Source organism: Fredinandcohnia quinoae (genome assembly GCF_022427965.1).
In the GTDB taxonomy this organism is placed as follows: Bacteria; Bacillota; Bacilli; order Bacillales; family Bacillaceae_L; genus Ferdinandcohnia; species Ferdinandcohnia quinoae.
In genome coordinates this window covers 314,988-334,442 of record NZ_JAKTTI010000001.1, presented here as the reverse complement: position 1 = coordinate 334,442, position 19,455 = coordinate 314,988, and the positions used below count along the sequence as shown (strand labels likewise).

The window sequence follows — 19,455 nt, the reverse complement described above, 5'->3', positions numbered from 1 at the left end:
TTGTTATGTAATCACCTATAGGTTACCATATATAAAACCGTTAATGGGGGATAAATAGATGAAACAACATATTCAACAAGTAGTAAAACAAATTGAAATCGATTATGATGTAAAAGTTTTGTATGCATGTGAATCTGGTAGCCGCGCTTGGGGATTCCCTTCTAAAGATAGTGACTATGATGTTCGATTTATTTATGTTCATCAAAAAGAGTGGTATTTATCGATTGATCATAAAAGAGATGTTATCGAAATTCCTAGCAGAGACAAAATTTCGATTCCTATCCATGAGCTATTAGATGTAAGCGGTTGGGAGCTAACAAAAGCGCTACGATTATTTCGTAAATCCAATCCGCCACTTTTGGAATGGCTCCGTTCAAATATCATATATTATCAGTCATTTACTACGATTGATCAAATGAGACATTCAGCTAAGAATATTTTTTCGCCCGCATCATGTATCTACCATTATTTAAATATGGCAAAAGGGAATTTTCGTGATTATCTACAAGGCAACGAGGTTAAAATAAAAAAATACTTCTATGTATTAAGACCTATTTTAGCGGCAAAATGGATTGAAAAGTATAATACAATTCCACCCATTAAGTTTGAGGAATTAGTAAAAGATATTATTAATCCTGGTGAACTAAAAGATGAAATCGCAACCTTACTAGAGCGTAAAATTGCCGGTGAAGAATTAACGCTAGAACCAAAGATTGATGTAATAAATCAATATCTCACTAAGGAAATTGAACATTTAGAGCATTTTACAAAAAACATAAATATTGAAATTCCAGATCCTACAAATATGCTTGATAATCTCTTTAGGGATACATTAGAAGAGGTTTGGGGCTAAGCGGATTGCTTATTGACACAAAAAGAAAAATAAATTATATTAAAAACAACTATTTTGCATAACCAAGTAGTTGTTTTTTTTATTAACTATCTTGTAATAACAAATAGTAAAAATCTCAGGCTATTTTTTTTATCAACTATCTTGTAATGCATGTTAGTGGGGGTAAGTTGTATATGTCGATAAGAAGTCAATTACTAAAGGGAATTTTGGATGGATGCGTTTTAGCAGTTATTGAGAAGGAAACAGTCTATGGGTATGAACTATCTCAAAAATTGCAAGAGGTTGGACTAGATGATGTAAGTGAAGGGACAATTTATCCTGTTTTATTGAGACTCCAAAAAAATGGATTAATTAGGGGAGAAATGAGACCATCTGATGCTGGACCTAATCGAAAATACTATTTTTTAACCGCTGAAGGACATGAAGCTTTGACTATCATTACTGAAGAGTGGAAACAAATTTCAAAGCCGGTGAACGATTTACTTAAAGGAAGGTGAGAAAGATGAATGCAACAAAATTAATCGAAGAAAACAATAGAAAAAGAGAATTATTGACTCCGGAAAATGAAGTGTATTATAGCGATATGTTGGTCTATATTCGACTTCAATTTTTGATTTCTGAGCAGCAATCTGAAGAGGTATTAATGGAGTTGCTTGATCATTTACTTGAAGGGCAAGAGGCAGGAAAAACAGCTAAAGACATATTTGGTTCCAATCCGAAGGCATACGCCGATGAAATTATTGAACTTCTCCCTAAAGAGCAAAAACGTGCAGTACTACCATTTGTTTTAGGTATCATCGGTAACATTGTTAGCTGGACTTTGCTATTACGCGGTATGATTTTCCTTGTGGTTTCACGATTCCATGAAGTAAATATAGAGGTCTATCCATTTAAAGTTATTGTTATAGGTCTCATGATTGCGATGTTCGTGATATTCACGATATGGGTTATTTTTAAGCTTGTAAAAAACTCGTTATTTCAAAAGAAGCGTACAACAAAAAGGGATATGGTCATTGCAGGTTCAGTTGCTGCATTAAATATGGCAGCTGTATTAACTGCAGTACGCTTTATTCCTGACATTGGTCCTTCATTCAATTTCACCTGGTGGGCATCGCTACTTGCTGGGGGAATTCTTTGGATCATTTTGTATGTAATTAAAAAGAAATGATGTAAAAGGGGCTAAACCCCTTTTACATATATTTATTAGATCCGGGCAATTTTTTAATAATGTTCCATGCTTTTATTGCTTCTTCTCTACCTTTTCCTTTGTTCTTTGTGTCAGCGAAAAAGTCCCGGATAAATTGGTTATATTCAAATTGTGGACTGATTGCATTCTTATATTTAGGGTCTTTCTTTCGTTCCTCCTCTTTATACCAAGCCTCTATAGCATCACGATATGTCTTTCCAGCATTGTTTTTAAAATAGTTCTGTATATAGGTTGAAAAATGAAACTTTTGATTAATTGCTGTCTTGAAAAAGGCTCTAACTTCTTGGCTGCATCGATGCTCCTCCGTAATCACTGTATCTAAACTTAATTTTTGTTTAGTACGTTTACTAGTGGCCTTTCTTTTTCTGATTGGTGTTTTTATCTCCCCAGTATGCAGAAAATTAGTGATCCTATTTGAAATCTCTAATTTTGAACCTGAAGCTGATAGCCCATGTTCTCTGCAAAAAAATTGTAATTCTTCCTTCAACCAATAAAAGTTTTTAAAATCTTGAACACTTAAGTTAAAAGTAAGTTTGGGCCTCATTTTTATCACCTTTAAAAATTATTGTGTGGAAATTTGAAAGGTAACGCCAAATTTATCTGTAACTATTCCGTACGCAGGGCTATAGTGTGTTTTAGCTAAATCCAAGTTCACTGTACCACCAACTTTTAATTGATTAAAAATTCGTTGGGAGCTTGCTACACCCTCAATTATCAAGCAAATGCTAATTTTACCCCCATCAATAGATGGAATTCCCGTAAGTATGTCAGAAATCATAATCTGTGTTTCTCCGATTTTTAATACTGCATGTGCAATAAGCTCTTGTTCAATTTCTAGAAATTGTGAGGCTATATCTTTGGGGCGATCGCCAATACTGCTTTGAAATAGTATATCTGCATTTAATACATTTCTATAAAATTCAATAGCCTCCCTAGCTCTTCCGTTCATTAAGATATATGGAATGGCTTGCAATTTCATAATTAACATCTCCTTAATGGTTATAAAAATCATTTCTCAATTATTTAGTATAGACTATAATGGTGACAAGTAATGTCATAGTTATGCGGGAGGCATTTATGTCAAAAGCAAAAAGATTAAATGAAATGATAATGATGGTCAATCGTAAAAAAAGATTTACAGTACGAGAGCTATCAGAGGAGTTTGGAGTTTCCAAAAGGACCATCTTACGTGATTTGCAGGAATTAAGTGAGATGGGGGTACCACTATATTCTGAAGTTGGTCCACATGGAGGATATCAAGTTTTACATGAAAGGATTCTTCCTCCAATTGCTTTTACGGAAGATGAAGTAGTTTCTATCTTCTTTGCAATTCGTGGATTAAGAAATTATGTTTCACTCCCATTTCATAGTGAATATGAATCAATCGAAAGAAAGTTTTATTTAAATCTTTCTGGGGATATGAGGGAGACAATAGATAAGATGGCTGATCGGGTAGATTTTGTAACAGTTTTTCAACGACAAGACCTTCCAAATTTAAAACAATTACTTGAAGCATCGATTGAACAGAAAGTAATTGTAATCGAATATGAAAATACAAATAAGAAATCAAAGAGAAGCATTCAACCAATTGGTATTTATGCAAAAAATGGACATTGGTATTGTCCAGCTTATTGTTTTTTGAGTAAAGATTATCGAGTATTTAGATGTGATCGAATCAGGTCAGTAATGTTTGATGAGGAGAGAAACCCTCTCAATTTGAAGGAATACACATTAAAGAATCGTTTTGAGTTACAGAAAAAACCTTTGGAATCATTAACTTTACATGTGGAGTTAACAACTGCTGGGCTAGAAAAATATCAGCTTGAAATTTGGCCAAATCTAGTTTTGCATAAAAGAAATGATGGTTCAGGATTTATAACGGGGAAAATGACAGAACAAGATATTCCTTTTTATTCGAATGTTTTTATTTCTTTAGGCAAAAATGCCAGCGTCGAATCACCAGTTGAATTAATAGAATATATAAAGTCTGTGTTAATGGAGCTATTGGATCACTATGTTGAGCATCTTGATATGTAAAAAAATTTATAAAACTTTTTCCGACTTTACACGTATATGTTATCAGAGATATATAGTAGTGGGAATATCCAGAATTATAGTACAATAAAGGTTGTATCTTTTTTAACAAAGATAAACAATATCAGTAAAAGGAGGCAATATGAAATGCAGCAAAGAAATACAACATTATTATTGTTTTTCCTTTTATTGCTCAGTATAACTGTTGGATATACGATAATTATTGTAAATGATGTTTTTTATACAATTGATACGAATGTTGAGGATATGTTAGCTTCATGGTCATCTCCAATTCTGGAAAGGGTAATGGAGGGAATAACATTTCTCGCCTATACCAAGATGCTTGCATTGTTGTCAGCAGTTGCCTTGATTTGGTTGCTTATTAAAAAGTTATATATTCAAATTATCTTTTTCCTCTTATTAATGGGAGGGGGAGTTATTCTAACATTAGTGATGAAACTTACGATAGAACGTGATCGACCAGATGAAATTACATACATTGACTTCTGGGGATTCGGTAATAACATCATTTCATATAGCTATCCTAGTGGGCATGCGGTGAAAGGCTTTTTATTTTTTGGGTTTCTTATTTATTTGATTCATCGGAAAATGAATAGTAAAGGTTTGGAATACAGTTTAACCGTATTTTTTGTCACTCTTATTGTCCTTATTGGTATAGGTCAAATTCTATTAAATAGACATTATGTTTCAGATGTTCTCGGTGGCTATCTCATTGCTATAACATGGTTCATGTTTTGTTTTATAATACTTCGGTCAAATAAAATTAGAAAATCAAAGGTGTTTTTTTTCGATAGAAAGACATTTAAAGGAGAGTGACCACCATGCAATGGTCAAATATACCACATATTTGGCAAGAATGCTTTAATACTGCTTGGATTTCATTTCAAGAAGGATCCAGGCCAATTGGGGCTGTTATAGTTAACACTCAAGGGGAGATCGTTGCTCGCGGGAAAAGTGCTGTTTTTAATGAATTATCAAATACAGTTATCTCCCATAACGAGCTCGCACACGCAGAAGTTAATGCGATGTTAACATTAGATAATCGTATACATAAGAAAGTGAATGATTATGTTTTATACTCTACGATGGAGCCTTGCCCATTATGTTTTAGTGCGTTATATATGAGTGGAATTAAGAATTTGAAATATGCTGCAAAGGATAAGTATGGTGGTAGTACTAATTTAGTAGGGACAACCCCATATTTAAGCCGCAAGCAAATTGCTATCGAGGGATCGGTGCCAATTCTTGAAGATTTCTCTATCCTGCTTAATGTATATTTTGACCTTAAGATTGGATACGAGAAAGCATTACCGGTAATTGCTTTAATGGAAGAGGATTATCCGTTTGCAGTACAATTAGCAAGAAAATGGGTAAAAGAAGAGAAATTAAAAGAATACAAGAATTTGAATGTTGAAGAAGTTTACGGAATGATTACATATGAATTGCAATGAATCATTATCAGTTGTAGATTTTTAACATAATGAAAAAGGGGAAACACCATCGAAAAGAGGATAAACAAAAACGAAGTCATATATTTCAGTCCTTCCTAATAGACTTATGATAGCTAGTTCTCGCGAAAAGTGAATATCAGAATGGCAAAGGTGCCGTGTGTACAGTTTAGATGCTGTTGCATGGCATTTTTTTATTGGATTGGGGGTGATGAGGTTTGGGGAAAGATATTTATCCACTGCCAGCAGCAGTTTTAGCTAGTCGGATAATTCCTAATGTTGACGAAGGTCTTGCCAAACATTTAGAGCTGCTGCCACATCTTAAGAGCTTGGCACTCGTAACGTGTACAAGTGATGATGTTGGTTATACTGCACTTGATGAGGCGACAAAAAAAGCGGCTGTCGAGGTTGTCTATGCGAAATCATTTTATGCAGGTGCTGCTCATTCTTCTGGGCCGTTGTCTGGGGAATTTATTGGTATTTTGGGGGCAGAAACACCTTCAGAAGCAAGAAGTGGCTTAGATGTTGTGGTTCAAATGATTGAGAGAGGACCTTGTTTTTATGCTCTGGATTCTAGTGGAAGTCATGCATACTATGCTCATACTATCTCTAAATCTGGAGCTTATTTATCGAAGGTAGCGGGAGTTGAAGCAGGAGCACCGTTAGCTTATTTAATTGCTCCTCCCCTTGAAGCAGTCGTGGGGTTGGAAGCAGCTTTAAAGGCAGCGAACGTTCGTTTATGTGTCTTCTATGGTCCACCTACTGAAACCAACTTTGGTGGAGGCTTGCTAACTGGTACCCAATCATCTTGTATGGCAGCTGCAGAAGCGTTTGCAGAAGCAGTTCGAAAAATTTCCGAATCTCCATTTGGAGGGACGTAATAGGTTGTTGTAATTGAGCCAAATCGGTTTTCCCTGCTTTGGAAGCAGGACTACAGGAGGTGGAAAATCATCGATGGAGTTGGATCGTGATTTGTTATCCATTCAAGAGGTAAGAAACAAAGTAACTTTGTCTAAAATAGCTCAAGAGAAACTTGAACAACATTCACAAAATAACATTGATAAAATCGTTTTTAATATGGTTGAAAAAGCTGTTCAGCACGCTACTGAACTAGCAGAGTTAGCTGTAGAAGAGACAGGATTTGGTAATGTCCGCGATAAGGTTATCAAGAATTTATTTGCTTCAGAAAATGTATATGAAGCCATTAAAGATATGAAGACTGTTGGTATTATTCACGAGGATGTTGAGAAGAAGGTATGGGAAATAGCAGCTCCGTTTGGGGTAATCGCTGGAATTGTTCCATCTACCAATCCGACGTCGACGATTATTTTTAAAGCACTGATTGCTATAAAAGCACGGAATACGATCATATTTAGCCCTCATCCATCCGCATTAAAGTGCTCATTACTTGCGGCGAAAATAATGCATGACGCGGCAATCCAGGCAGGGGCACCTGAAAACTGTATTCTATGTCTTGAACATCCAGCTTTTGAGTCTTCTAAGGAATTAATGTCCCATCGAGAAGTTGACTTAGTCCTAGCTACCGGTGGACCTGGAATGGTCAAATCAGCATATAGCTCTGGGAAACCAGCATATGGCGTTGGACCTGGAAATGTTCCGGTTTATGTCCATGAGAGTGCAGATTTGAAACAAGCAGCAAAATATATTATTGAAAGTAAGTCATTTGATCATGGTACGATTTGTGCTTCAGAGCAGTCGGTGGTGGTTGATGAAAGGATAAAAGCACAATTCATTATCGAGTTGAAAAATGCTGGAGCATATGTTTTAGAAAAGGAAGAAAAAGAAAAACTCGCTTCAATTATATTAGACAATAAACGATTGAATGCTGGAATTGTAGGGAAGTCGCCTAAATGGCTTGCGGAAAAAGCAGGCTTTCATGTTCCATCCGCAACAAAGGTGATTGTTGGGGAAGAGGAAGAGATTGCTAAAAACATCCCTTTTGCAATTGAAAAACTATCCCCAATTCTTGCTTTTTACACAGTTAAAAATTGGCGTGAAGGCTGTGAGACGTGTATGCATCTACTTGAAGTTGGTGGACTTGGACATACTCTAGGGATTCATGCAACTGATGACGCAGTTATTAGAGAGTTTGCATTGAAAAAGCCTGCCTCAAGAATTGTAATCAATACCGGAACAACCTTTGGCGGGATAGGTGCAACGACAGGGATTTTTCCATCGATGACATTAGGGTGTGGATCATTTGGGAACAACATCACATCAGATAACATAGGGCCTCAGCATTTGATGAATATTAAGCGTGTTGCATTCGGGATTCGTGAAATGTACCCGGAAGTAAATAGAGTAGAAGAATCACCCAGTGTTGAGCTTGGAATAAGTGAGGAAGATATTAAACGTATTGTTGAACAGGTTTTAAGTAAATTATAATGACAGCATTTAAATACAAATAAGGAGGAATTTGGGATGGGAAGAGAAACATCGGCATTAGGTATGATTGAGACAAAGGGATTAATAGGATCTGTTGAGGCAGCGGATGCAATGGTTAAAGCGGCAGATGTTCGCTTAGTAGGTAAGGTACAGGTAGGGGGTGGCTTAGTTACTGTTATGGTTCGTGGTGATGTCGGAGCAGTAAAGGCAGCAACAGATGCCGGGGCAGCTGCTGCTGAGAATGTTGGTGAATTAGTGTCAGTTCATGTCATTCCAAGGCCACATTCTGATATTGAGCTCATCTTACCAAAATTAGAAGGGTAAGAGGGGATGGCACTGATTACAGAGAAAAATCTACGTCAATTATTCGTACAAAGAAAGCTGCCAAATCCTTTTATTCTTAACTCGAATGAGAAGATGACACCAGCAGCGCGGGATTTTTTGAATGAGCGAAAAATTGCAATCATCTTTGCAGAGAAACAGAAGAATCCGCTAACTCATTCACACATTCAAATTCCTGTAGGCGTTTCTAACCGACATGTTCACCTATCAAATGAGCATGCTGCAATCCTATTTGGTGCGAATGAAAGATTAGTAGAAGAAAGACCATTATCACAGCCAGGACAATTTGCATCAAAACAAAGAGTTACATTAGTTGGACCAAATGGCGTGATTGAAAATGTCCGAGTACTTGGGCCAGAGCGAGAAAGAACCCAGATTGAAATATCACGTACTGACGGATTCTCATTAGGAATTCATCCCCCAGTTCGATTATCGGGTTCAATAGAAGGTACTCCAGGGATAACACTTGTTGGAACAGCTGGAAGTGTAACAGTTAAGGAAGGTCTTATCATTGCAAAAAATCATGTTCATATGTCTTCGAAAAACTCGAAGAATCTTAATATCAAACACGGAGATTCCATCGTTCTATTATCTAAAATGAGAAATATTATTTTTTCGGATGTTATTGTCAGGGTAAAAGACTCTTATCAGTTGGACTTTCACATTGATCTTGATGAAGCCAATGCCTCTGGGTTATCAACAAATGACCATGTCGTTATGATCGGAAAAAACGGACAATTATTTTCTGACTGTATAGGAGATGTGGCCGATGATTAATAATAAACGACTAAGGAAAGATGAACTGCAAAATCTTGTCGAGCGAATAACGTTGGAAGTTATTCAAGATATGAAACCATCCTATCCCCAAAAAAAGATCTTATTTGTATTTTGTGATAGTTCAACTCATGAAAGTTATCTGGATCAAATGATTCTATTTAAAAAACATTCATTTCAATATGATGTGATAACGTTGGATAGTGAGACATCAGGTTGGCTTGGTAATGCGTACATTCAATCAACTGGTGCATGCCAGGTCATTGCTTTTGATTCTTTGGCACCTGCACCAATTGAACTCCCTATAGCCTATGAAGCAATTATCGTACCGGAGATTGACCTGGATGAAGCAACTAGAATTACAATGGGATTAAAAGGAACGGTGCAATCTGAGCTTGTATTTTCATCATTACTTCTAGGAAAACCAGTAATCTCCTGTGTGGATTTTTCTGGTATCAAACGACCTGATCGTAGAACTCTACAAACGATTGAACTTCCACAGCCGTATCGCCAACTTCTAAAAAAACGAATAATCGAATTGAAGGAGATGGGAGTATATTTTGCAAAGCAATCTAGCTTATTTTCAACCTTCCGTGAGATTGCAGCATCTCCAGAAAATCAAACAGAAGAACAAATGAAAGAACATTTTTATGAAGGGCGATTGCTTACGTTGAAATGGTTAAGCTCAAATAGACTTACTAATCAAGCCCTTTTTGTGAAAAAGACGACTATTATTACGCCTTCCGCTCGTGATTATATGAAGGAGAAGAATATAAATCTAATTGTTTATAATAATGGTTCCTTCGAAAGCAAAGGGGAGGAAAATAAATGATGCTTGGAAAGGTAATTGGAAGTATTTGGGCGACGCAAAAAGAAGAAGGAATGAAGAATATTAAGCTCCTTCTCGTTCAGCCAATTTCAGTGGAAGATGAGCCATTAGGACAATTGATGATAGCAGCGGATAGGATTGGAGCTGGTAAGGGCGAGAGAGTTATTATTTCAAGAGGTAGTCCGGCGAGGATGATTTTTCAAAAAAACACACCAATTGATGCAGTTGTTATTGGGATTGTTGATTCAATGGAAGTAATAAAGGATGAGGACGAATGATTGATCAAATAGATAAGCGGGTGATATGAGGAAGATGAGTAATCAAAAGCAACGGGTCATTCAAGAGTATGTTCCTGGAAAACAACTAACACTTGCTCATATAATTGCCAATCCGGATGAATCACTATCTTCAAAACTAGGCATAAATCGAAGTGGTGCTATTGGCATTCTGACGTTAACACCAACAGAAACAGCGATTATTGCAGCCGATTTGGCAATTAAGGCAGCTGACATTGAAATTGGATACTTAGATCGATTTACTGGTTCGCTCGTTATTGTCGGGTCTGTTTCAAGTGTTGAAATGGCGGTAAGAGCAATCGATACATTTTTAACAAGGAATCTGCGATTTGAACCAGCGGAGTTAACCAGATCATGATAAAAGGAAAAGTACTGATTATTGGCCCAATAGGTTCGGGTAAGTCAACTTTAACAAAGCGATTGCTTAATGATGCTACCTTGCCAACGAAGACACAGGCACTAAATTATGTAGATTGGGTAATTGATACTCCAGGTGAATATGTTGAGAATCCAATGTTTTATCGATCCTTAATGGCAACTGCTTTTGAGGCAAAGGTGCTGCTAGTCGTTCAGGATGGCACGAAAACCAACTCGATTTTTCCTCCTAATTTTGCAGGAGGATTTCCATTAATCCCAATTGGGGTAATTACAAAAATCGACCATGAGGACACAAATATAATAAGAGCAGAACAAATTCTCCAACAGGTTATCCCGAACGGTGTTTTTTTCAAAACTTCAGCTGTCACAAATGAGGGGATTGAAGAACTAAGAAATAAGATAATAAATTTACTATCATTACACTTTTAAAGCACTGAATTTGTTTAAGTCACCCATAAGAATAATGACCCAATGTCTAGAATACTATTGGTAATAAAGTTGTCTATGGGGGGTTGGACAAATAGAATGAGCGAGAAAATAGTTTTGAATGTACCATTGTCAAATAGTCATGATATCGATTTGATTCTTGAAATTTCAAGCCATCTACAATTATTTGCAGACCTAACACAATCAGATGTTTTTATTGATTGTCTTCTTCCGGGGGAGGATACAGTTGCGATTGTTGTGGCAGAAGCTCATCCAACTACATCGAAATCAATGTATAAACGGCCTGTCATTGGACAGCTTGCATTAAAAGAAAATGAACCTGGTGTTTTTTTTAGTATTGAGTCAGGAAGGCCAGTTATGGGTTCTAGAGGAATTTCGCAGGAAAAGGTAAGTATTCAACAAAATGTAATACCCATTAAAAATCGAGAGCATCAAACAATTGGTGCGTTAATCATGGAACAGGATATTACCGAACGGATCAAACAAGAAAAGCATGTAGAGGTGTTACTTGAAACGACTGAACAGTTAAGTGAAACAATTTTTCGAGGGGCGATGTCTGAGAATAACATTCCTGCCCTCATTCACGAGGGATTATTGCTTTTCAATCATGATGGGATGATTACTTTTGCAAATGAAAGAGCCCATCATATTTTAAGGGACTTTAATACACCAGAGAATTTAGTAGGGACAAATATTGAACATCTCTGCTTTGGAAAGTTTTCGATGATAAAAATGAATGAAAATGGTGGACTTGTTCAAGAGGAGTTTCAAAAAGGAAAATTTGTCATCCAATTAAAGGCAGTTTGTATACATCGTGATAGCCAAACAGTAGGAGGCATTCTTCTCTTGAGGGACTTATCGGAAATTAAGGAAAAAGAAAAGCAATTAATGATAAAATCCGCTGTAATTAAAGAGATTCATCATCGTGTTAAAAATAATCTGCAAACGATCGCAAGCTTATTACGACTACAAATGAGGAGATCAAATTCTTCAGAGGTAGAAAAGGTGTTCCGTGAAAGCATCAATCGAATCATGAGTATCGCGATGATTCATGAGGTTTTATCACAGGATGGCTTGGATGCGATTGATTGTACAGAGATTTTCGATTATGTATCAAGAGGGATTGTTTCATCGATGAAGCGAAAAGATCAATCCATTCAAGTTGAAATAAAAGGTGATCCAGTCTACTTGAGCTCTAAGAAGGCAAGCTCGCTTGCTTTAATCATGAATGAACTGGTCCAAAATTCAATGAATCATGCTTTTAAATACCGAAAAGAAGGCGTGATTCAAATACAAGTTAAGCAGATGAATGAGTTTGTTACAATTGCAGTAATTGATAATGGCGTTGGATTTACGTTTGATGATCGTCGTGGTGGAAATTTAGGTCTTGAAATCTGTCAGACACTTGTTAATGAAGATTTAAGTGGTTATATCGATTTCACGAATACGGGTACGGGGACCAAAGTCTCAATCACATTTCCTATTCCAAAGGAGGGAATGGAAAATGAAGCATAAACTAATGATTGTTGATGATGATCCAATTACGAGAATGGACCTACGAGAGATGCTTCTAGCTGAGGGGTATTTGGTTGTAGCGGAATGCAAGAATGGTGAAGAGGCAATTGAACAAAGTATGAAGCATATACCAGATCTAATTATCATGGATGTAAAAATGCCTAAACTAAATGGAATAAAAGCTTCAAAAATTATCCGCAGTAAGCTTAATGTCGCAATTCTATTATTAACAGCATATAGTCAACGAGAATTAATTGAAGATGCAAAAAAATCTGGGGTGACGGCATACTTAGTGAAACCAGTAACGGAAGAAGATTTAATTCCTGCAATTGAAATTGCATTAAGCCAAAGAGATCAAATTGAATGGATCACAAGGGATCTAAAATCTCTCAAGCAAAAGATGGAAGAGCGTCGGATCATTGAAAAAGCAAAAGGGAAAGTAATGGAATATACATCAATGACCGAGGAAGAAGCATATCAATGGATGAGAAATTATTGTATGAAAAATAGAATGTCAATGTTTAATGTATCTACTTTTATTTTAAAGGAATTAACCGAGGATATGGTAATTCAGTAAAAGTGAATCATAATGAAAAGCAATGGCGCTTTCACACAATAGACAGGTGATGTCTTTTGTAGTGGAGTGCTTTTTTGTACAGGAGTGACAAGTATTGGTGGAAAAAGGAATTTTAAGTGTAGGAATAGACATTGGCACGAGTACATCAAAATTTATCATTAGTTTTTTAAAGCTTGGCAGGATTTCAAGTCACTCATCATTACCGCATTATGACATTATTAGCCGTAATGTTATTTATGAAAGCGAAATAATTTCAACCCCGATAAAGTCCAGCGATGAAATTGACACTGAAAGCTTATCGAAATGGATTGAAATAGAGTATAAGAAAGCAAATATTAGGATGGAAGAGATAAAATCTGGTGCAGTAATAATTACCGGTGAGACGGCAATTAAGAAAAATGCAGATGCACTGCTCCATTATTTGGCAGGACACTCTGGAGATTTCGTTGTTGCCATTGCAGGTGCAAGTCTTGAAGCGATCCTTGCTGGGAAAGGGTCTGGAGCTAGTGAACATTCAAATTATAATAAAGGCACGATTGCTAATATCGATATTGGTGGAGGTACAGCAAATGTAGCTTTTTTTCAAAATGGTGATGCTATTGGGATGATTACATTTCATGTTGGTGGACGGCTTATTGAAATAAATCATCACGGCAAGATTTTACGTGTGTCTCCTGCCTTAAACCCTTGGTTAGAAGAGAGGGGACATGATGTAAAAGAGGGACAGAAGATTTCTTTTCCTTCACTTAAAAAAATTATTAAAGAGCTTTGCTCTGAAATGCTTGATGTTCTTTCAGGTAGACTATCCATTACTGAATTACAAACATTGGTTCATAGTACATCTCTTGATAAACTTCCCAAAATAGACAAAGTGATGATATCAGGAGGTGTTGGCTATTTAATGAAGGAAAAGCCACCGTCTACATTTCAGGAACTATCAACCTACAACGATATCGGACCATTATTAGCTACCGAATTATTAGGACAATTAAAGAACTATCCTTTTGAAGTGGAGGCTCCAACACAAACTACAAGAGCTACTGTTATAGGTGCTGGGATGCAATCAACTGAAATAAGTGGATCGACCATTTACTTGAATAAAGACGCATTGCCACTTCGTAATGTTCCAGTAATGACAGTTAATCTTACAGAAGAAAATAACATAGAAGAAATTATTAGTAATTCATTCCTTAATGGCAAAGAAATATATGGGGAACAAGAAGATTTGCCATTTGCGATCTATATAGTTGGCCTAGAGTATCACTCTTATTCATTTATTAAAAAGCTAGCACAAGTTTTATCAAGTCTTTACATTAGTATTTTCCCAACAGCCACATCACTTGTTATTATATGTGAAAATGATATGGCAAAGGCTTTAGGTCAATCGATACAGCTAGTCGTAAAGTCTACTATTGCTATTATTTGTATCGATCAGATCGCGATTACGCAAGGGGATTACATTGATATTGGTCAGGTTGTAAATGAAACGATGGTTCCAGTTGTTGTAAAGACATTGGCTTTTTCTTAAAAGGACTTTACAAATGGAGGTGATTGAAAATTGAGATCCCAAATAACAATGTTAAATAAAACATATCAGTTTACAAGCTTAAAAGAAATTTTTGCGAAGGCAAATGAAGTAAAATCAGGTGATCAATTAGCAGGTATTGCAGCAATTGATGCCCAGGAACGATTGGCAGCCAAGCATCTTTTATCTGAATTAACATTAGCTGATATTCGTAATCATCCGATTATTCCACCTGAAGAAGATGAAGTTTCAAAGGTCATTGAAGAATCGATAAACGAAAAAATCTATCAATCTATTGCGAATTGGACAGTAGCTGAACTGCGTGAGTACTTATTGTCTCATGAAACGTCAAGATATGAGATTGAACGAATAAGAAGAGGGCTTACGAGTGAGATGGTTGCGGCCGTTACAAAGATTATGACGAATCTTGATCTTATTCAAGCAGCTTCAAAAATTGAAGTAGTCACTACATGCAATTATTCTGTTGGTCAGAAGGGTACTCTCGCCGGTAGGGCACAGCCAAATCATCCAACTGATTCGATAAAAGGGATTCAAGCTTCGTTATATGAAGCACTTAGCTTTGGGGTTGGTGATGCAGTTATTGGAATCAACCCAGTTATTGACAGCGCTGAAAGTGTGAAACGAATTTTAGAAATGACGAGAGAAGTAATTGATAGATTTAATATACCAACGCAAAATTGTGTGCTTGCCCATGTAACAACACAGATGAAAGCGATTCTTAACGGAGCACCTTCAGATATGTTGTTCCAAAGTCTTGCAGGAACACAGGCTGGAAATGAGGCTTTTGGAATTAATGTCAGTCTCTTAGATGAGGCAGATGATCTGATTAAAAAGGAAGGTACGGCACCAGGACCAAATCTTTGGTATTTTGAAACAGGGCAAGGCTCAGAACTTTCTTCTGATTCACATCATGGTGTAGACCAATTGACACTTGAAGCAAGGTGTTATGGACTCGCTAAAAAATACAAACCATTTATTGTTAACACAGTTGTAGGCTTTATTGGTCCTGAGTATTTATACGATAGCAAGCAGGTTATACGAGCTGGTCTTGAGGATCATTTTATGGGTAAATTGCAAGGAATCCCAATGGGTGTTGATGTTTGTTATACAAACCACATGAAGGCCGACCAAAATGATATGGAGAATTTAGCGGTTTTATTAGGTTCAGCAGGGGTGAACTTCTTAATAGGGGTACCAATGGCAGATGATTGCATGCTTAATTATCAATCGACAAGTTTCCATGATATTGCAACAGTAAGAGAGGTACTAGGCTACAAACCTTCTCCCGATTTTGAAAAATGGTTGGAGAAAATTGGACTTATGAACCATGGTAGATTGACGGATTTGGCAGGAGACCCGACGATATTTTTAACGTAGGAGGTGAAGGAGGATGAAAGGTTATCATATCGATGAGATTGTATCTAAGGTGCTTGAACAATTGCATGCAGGCTTCCGAATGGATGAAAAAAAGGAGTTTTACCCTGATGATGATAAAGATGTAGTGGGGAAAGTTATTCAATTCGAAGAGGGAGGTTGGAAAACAAAGATTCCTAATCCTAATGATGATATAGGCTTGCAAGGATTGCTTAACTCAACCCCAGCTAGAATTGGGGTATGGAGAAGTGGAACACGCCCTTTAACAAAAACAATTTTGAAACTGCAGCTTGATCACGCTGCTGCCATTGATGCTGTCAGTGGTGAGGTGTTAGAACGATTTCTTGATGAATTTAAATTGTTTACAGTAGAGACATGTTATGAGAATAAAGATGAGTATTTGAAGAGACCTGACAAGGGCCGAATACTAACAGATAATGCAGTTCAGACGATTAAAGATCGATGCACATTGCAACCTCAAGTTCAAATCGTAGTTTCAGATGGTTTAAGTGCAAGTGCAGTGGAGACGAACTTAAAGGATGTGTATCCAGCATTACTAGATTCTCTTGAAATTCATAACCTAACTTATGGTACACCTTTTTTCGTAAAGGGTGGTAGAGTCGCTTGCATGGATCATATTGGTGAAATCTTGAAGCCAGATGTTCTAGTGTTGCTAATCGGAGAGCGTCCAGGTCTTGTTTCAGCCAGTTCAATGAGTGCCTATATGTGCTATCAACCCCGAAAAGGAATTATCGAATCCAATCGTACCGTTATTTCAAATATTCATCCGAATGGGACTCCTCCGATTGAGGCAGGTGCCCACATAGGTAGCGTATTAAAAAAGATGCTTGAGCAAAAGGCTAGCGGGATCAAGCTTGATTTATCTCATGCTTAAAAAATATATCTAAATGAAAGGAGGGGGGAGAGGAATGGGATTACTAATCGGTATTCTTTTGTTCTGTTTGACGATTGTTGTTGCAGTATCCATTGGTATGAAAGCGAATCAAAATGTAAGAGCTTATAAAGATGACGAACATGAGATTTTTGTAGGTAATGAAAAAGATAATCTGTAGAAAGGGGAGAGTTATGTGAAAAACAAAGAGCAACAAATGAGCGAAGATAGAAAACAGCTTAATCGATATGGCTATGCACAGGAATTACTTCGTGATATGGGTGGTTTTTCAAATTTTGCTATCTCATTTTCGATTATTTCGATTTTAACTGGGGCTGTTTCTTTGTATGGCCACGGTCTAACCTATGGTGGACCTGGTATGATGGGATTCGGTTGGACACTTGTTGCATTATTTGTCATAATGGTCGCTGCCTCATTAGCAGAGCTCGCTTCTGCTATCCCTACTGCTGGAGCCTTATATCATTGGGCGTCTACATTTAAAGGTATCCGTATTGGATGGTATACAGCATGGATTAACTTGATTGGACAAATTGGTATTGTTGCTGGGATTGATTATTCTTGTGCATTGTTTGCTGATCCGTTACTCGCTAGTGTTGTTGGGTATCAATCAACAGATACTACAACATTAATCGTCTTTGCGATTATTCTACTCTTACATGGAATCTTTAATCATGTCGGAATTCGAATTGTCGCTAGATTAAATGACTTTTCAGCATGGTATCATATGATTGTCGTTGGAGTTTTGGTTGTCAGTTTAGCCTTTTTTACAAATGGTGGACTACAACCGCTTGATTATATGTTCCAAATCGGTCAAACGTTTTCAGAGAAACCTTATGCTTTAGCGTTTTTAATCGGTTTACTCCAAGCGCAATGGACATTTACTGGCTATGATGCATCGGCACATACAATAGAAGAGACTGTACATCCAAGGGTTCGTGCAGCATGGGGTATTTTTAACTCAGTAGCATTTTCATTTGTATTTGGCTTCATTATGCTCGCATTCGTAACATTATCAATTCATGATATTAATGGTGCTGTTGCTTCTGATAATGCATTCATCTATGTAATTAGCTCTGCTCTTGGTGGAACCTTTGGTAATATTGTCTTGTGGTTAGTTACATTTGCAATGTTCTTCTGTGGGCTTTCATCAATTACTTCATTCTCTCGGATGATGTATGCGTTTTCGCGTGATAATGGAATGCCATTTAGTAAACAATGGGCAGAAATAAGCAGGAAATATCGTACACCTGCAAAAGCGATATGGTTAGCAGTCATTTTATCTTTCATTTTAGCATTAATTGATTACATTACAAAAATCATTTTTCCGGATTCTGGATATTCAACCCTAGCCTTCTTAACAGCAATTAGTGTGGTTGGTTTATATATTGCATATGGTATACCCATTTACTTGAAGCTCGAAGCTGAATCAAAAGGTATATTCAAGAAAAAGCACTTAGGACCATGGAATCTTGGGAAATGGAGTAAACCAATTAATGTATTAAGTCTCATTTGGATTCTATTTATTAGTATATTGATGATCATTCCACCAAACCAAAATGCTGCCTATGCCTTGGCAGGAATGTTCATTATCTTAATCATTATGGATCTAGGATACTATAAAAAGCACTTTAAAGGTCCTCAAGCAGCACTGAGTAAATCAATAGAAGAAATCCAAAAACTTGAAAGTGAGTTTGAAAAAGAGAAATAAAGAAAATGAGGATGGGATTTGAATCCCATCCTCATTTTCTTTATTCATTAATTATTCTCAGCCAATCTTCCTAGTGGACCATCTTCATTGATAATATCTTGTATATCATATACGGAAATAGGAAACATCGGGAATCCAAAAACATATGGGGTAATTTGATAAAGTTGAAAATAGATGACAAGTGTTTTGTCGGCAATGTAGAAGTCTTGGTCAGGCGAAATAACAGTAAAATCCGAGATAAGATCAATATTACGATGTTTTATTTGTTCATGAATTAATGTTGAGAGCCTTTGAATATAGTCACTCCCGGGTTTAAATAAGTCCTTAAGTGTATCAATCTTTCCTTTTATTAAATCGAATGTTATTGATTTAATGAAGGTGTTGCCATGAGCAGCATGATAATGGTACGTATAATTTGAGAGGGAGAGGCTTAGAACTTGACGCTGATTATTTTTTATTTCAAACGAGCCAATCATTTCTACTACTGATTCTGGAGTATCTCCAGTCTGTAAATTAATTAGATCTTGAGTTTGCTTCACAATAATACGATTTATATCATTTTGTAATTTTGGATTTTCCATCCCAAATACTTGTGGGTAATAGACAAACTTTTTAGGACCACTACTAATTTTAAAGCTTTTAATGCTAACAGGTAATGAAATAGGCATATAGCTTCATCCTTTAATTGTTTTTAATCCATCATATGTAAGTGGAGTGAATAGGTACCTACCCAATGTTTACCTTCTCAACAATAAAAAGGCACACAACCCAATTGGTTGAGTGCCTT

At 36.6% G+C, this 19,455-nt stretch carries 24 protein-coding genes; 21 read left to right on the top strand and 3 right to left on the bottom strand.

Annotated elements, in window-relative coordinates:
* The first annotated feature begins 58 nt into the window (after positions 1-58).
* The 3 genes from MJG50_RS01725 (at position 59) to MJG50_RS01715 (ending at position 2,021) form a co-directional block, all read left to right on the top strand.
* Positions 59-853, top strand: coding sequence for a nucleotidyltransferase domain-containing protein (locus tag MJG50_RS01725; RefSeq protein ID WP_240252277.1), 795 nt, complete (start codon positions 59-61; stop codon positions 851-853).
* Positions 854-1,026: 173 nt separating this feature from the next.
* On the top strand, positions 1,027-1,350 hold the full coding sequence (locus MJG50_RS01720; RefSeq protein WP_240252276.1) for a PadR family transcriptional regulator: 324 nt from the start codon (positions 1,027-1,029) through the stop codon (positions 1,348-1,350).
* Positions 1,351-1,355: 5 nt separating this feature from the next.
* Positions 1,356-2,021, top strand: coding sequence for a DUF1129 family protein (locus MJG50_RS01715; protein ID WP_240252275.1), 666 nt, complete (start codon positions 1,356-1,358; stop codon positions 2,019-2,021).
* A gap of 22 nt (positions 2,022-2,043) precedes the next feature.
* Here the strand turns inward: MJG50_RS01715 and MJG50_RS01710 are convergent, their stop codons facing one another.
* Both MJG50_RS01710 and MJG50_RS01705 read right to left on the bottom strand, forming a co-directional pair.
* Positions 2,044-2,604: a DUF6434 domain-containing protein gene (locus tag MJG50_RS01710; RefSeq protein WP_240252274.1), complete on the bottom strand. Its 561-nt coding sequence runs from the start codon at positions 2,602-2,604 to the stop codon at positions 2,044-2,046.
* An 18-nt stretch (positions 2,605-2,622) separates the two neighbouring features.
* Complete coding sequence (locus MJG50_RS01705; RefSeq protein ID WP_240252273.1) at positions 2,623-3,039, bottom strand: VOC family protein; 417 nt, start codon at positions 3,037-3,039, stop codon at positions 2,623-2,625.
* Between the two features lie 98 nt (positions 3,040-3,137).
* Between MJG50_RS01705 and MJG50_RS01700 the strand changes: the two genes are divergently transcribed.
* The 18 genes from MJG50_RS01700 (at position 3,138) to MJG50_RS01615 (ending at position 18,668) form a co-directional block, all read left to right on the top strand.
* Positions 3,138-4,097: a helix-turn-helix transcriptional regulator gene (locus MJG50_RS01700; RefSeq protein ID WP_240252272.1), complete on the top strand. Its 960-nt coding sequence runs from the start codon at positions 3,138-3,140 to the stop codon at positions 4,095-4,097.
* 144 nt (positions 4,098-4,241) lie between these two features.
* Positions 4,242-4,931, top strand: a complete 690-nt coding sequence (locus tag MJG50_RS01695; RefSeq protein WP_240252271.1) for a phosphatase PAP2 family protein — start codon at positions 4,242-4,244, stop codon at positions 4,929-4,931.
* 5 nt (positions 4,932-4,936) lie between these two features.
* Positions 4,937-5,566 (top strand): nucleoside deaminase, encoded by a 630-nt coding sequence (locus MJG50_RS01690; RefSeq protein ID WP_240252270.1) that lies wholly within the window; start codon positions 4,937-4,939, stop codon positions 5,564-5,566.
* 215 nt (positions 5,567-5,781) lie between these two features.
* Positions 5,782-6,444 (top strand): ethanolamine utilization microcompartment protein EutL, encoded by a 663-nt coding sequence (gene eutL, locus MJG50_RS01685; protein ID WP_240252269.1) that lies wholly within the window; start codon positions 5,782-5,784, stop codon positions 6,442-6,444.
* Positions 6,445-6,517: 73 nt separating this feature from the next.
* On the top strand, positions 6,518-7,969 hold the full coding sequence (locus tag MJG50_RS01680) for an acetaldehyde dehydrogenase (acetylating) (protein ID WP_240252323.1): 1,452 nt from the start codon (positions 6,518-6,520) through the stop codon (positions 7,967-7,969).
* A gap of 36 nt (positions 7,970-8,005) precedes the next feature.
* Positions 8,006-8,293, top strand: a complete 288-nt coding sequence (locus MJG50_RS01675; RefSeq protein ID WP_240252268.1) for a BMC domain-containing protein — start codon at positions 8,006-8,008, stop codon at positions 8,291-8,293.
* A gap of 6 nt (positions 8,294-8,299) precedes the next feature.
* Entirely contained in the window at positions 8,300-9,088 is a 789-nt protein-coding gene (gene pduL, locus MJG50_RS01670; RefSeq protein ID WP_240252267.1) for a phosphate propanoyltransferase, read from the top strand.
* Positions 9,081-9,917, top strand: a complete 837-nt coding sequence (locus MJG50_RS01665) for a hypothetical protein (RefSeq protein ID WP_240252266.1) — start codon at positions 9,081-9,083, stop codon at positions 9,915-9,917. Before pduL ends, MJG50_RS01665 begins: the two co-directional genes overlap by 8 nt.
* A complete protein-coding gene (locus MJG50_RS01660) occupies positions 9,914-10,192 on the top strand; it encodes a EutN/CcmL family microcompartment protein (protein WP_240252265.1) in 279 nt (92 codons plus the stop codon). The genes MJG50_RS01665 and MJG50_RS01660 overlap by 4 nt, the downstream gene beginning before the upstream one ends.
* Positions 10,193-10,226: 34 nt before the next feature.
* The gene (eutS, locus tag MJG50_RS01655; protein ID WP_240252264.1) at positions 10,227-10,568 is read left to right on the top strand and encodes an ethanolamine utilization microcompartment protein EutS; all 342 of its coding nucleotides are present in this window, start codon (positions 10,227-10,229) and stop codon (positions 10,566-10,568) included.
* Entirely contained in the window at positions 10,565-11,017 is a 453-nt protein-coding gene (locus MJG50_RS01650; protein ID WP_275695450.1) for a EutP/PduV family microcompartment system protein, read from the top strand. Before eutS ends, MJG50_RS01650 begins: the two co-directional genes overlap by 4 nt.
* Before the next feature lie 96 nt (positions 11,018-11,113).
* Positions 11,114-12,550 (top strand): sensor histidine kinase, encoded by a 1,437-nt coding sequence (locus MJG50_RS01645; protein ID WP_240252263.1) that lies wholly within the window; start codon positions 11,114-11,116, stop codon positions 12,548-12,550.
* A complete protein-coding gene (locus tag MJG50_RS01640; protein WP_240252262.1) occupies positions 12,540-13,127 on the top strand; it encodes an ANTAR domain-containing response regulator in 588 nt (195 codons plus the stop codon). Before MJG50_RS01645 ends, MJG50_RS01640 begins: the two co-directional genes overlap by 11 nt.
* A gap of 97 nt (positions 13,128-13,224) precedes the next feature.
* On the top strand, positions 13,225-14,655 hold the full coding sequence (locus tag MJG50_RS01635) for an ethanolamine ammonia-lyase reactivating factor EutA (protein ID WP_240252261.1): 1,431 nt from the start codon (positions 13,225-13,227) through the stop codon (positions 14,653-14,655).
* A gap of 48 nt (positions 14,656-14,703) precedes the next feature.
* Positions 14,704-16,050, top strand: coding sequence for an ethanolamine ammonia-lyase subunit EutB (locus tag MJG50_RS01630; protein ID WP_240252260.1), 1,347 nt, complete (start codon positions 14,704-14,706; stop codon positions 16,048-16,050).
* Positions 16,051-16,063: 13 nt separating this feature from the next.
* Complete coding sequence (eutC, locus tag MJG50_RS01625) at positions 16,064-16,942, top strand: ethanolamine ammonia-lyase subunit EutC (RefSeq protein ID WP_240252259.1); 879 nt, start codon at positions 16,064-16,066, stop codon at positions 16,940-16,942.
* 34 nt (positions 16,943-16,976) lie between these two features.
* On the top strand, positions 16,977-17,120 hold the full coding sequence (locus MJG50_RS01620; protein ID WP_240252258.1) for a hypothetical protein: 144 nt from the start codon (positions 16,977-16,979) through the stop codon (positions 17,118-17,120).
* A gap of 36 nt (positions 17,121-17,156) precedes the next feature.
* Complete coding sequence (locus MJG50_RS01615; RefSeq protein ID WP_240252321.1) at positions 17,157-18,668, top strand: amino acid permease; 1,512 nt, start codon at positions 17,157-17,159, stop codon at positions 18,666-18,668.
* Positions 18,669-18,715: 47 nt separating this feature from the next.
* Here the strand turns inward: MJG50_RS01615 and MJG50_RS01610 are convergent, their stop codons facing one another.
* Positions 18,716-19,336 (bottom strand): DUF3298 and DUF4163 domain-containing protein, encoded by a 621-nt coding sequence (locus tag MJG50_RS01610; protein ID WP_240252257.1) that lies wholly within the window; start codon positions 19,334-19,336, stop codon positions 18,716-18,718.
* Between the last annotated feature and the right edge of the window lie 119 nt (positions 19,337-19,455).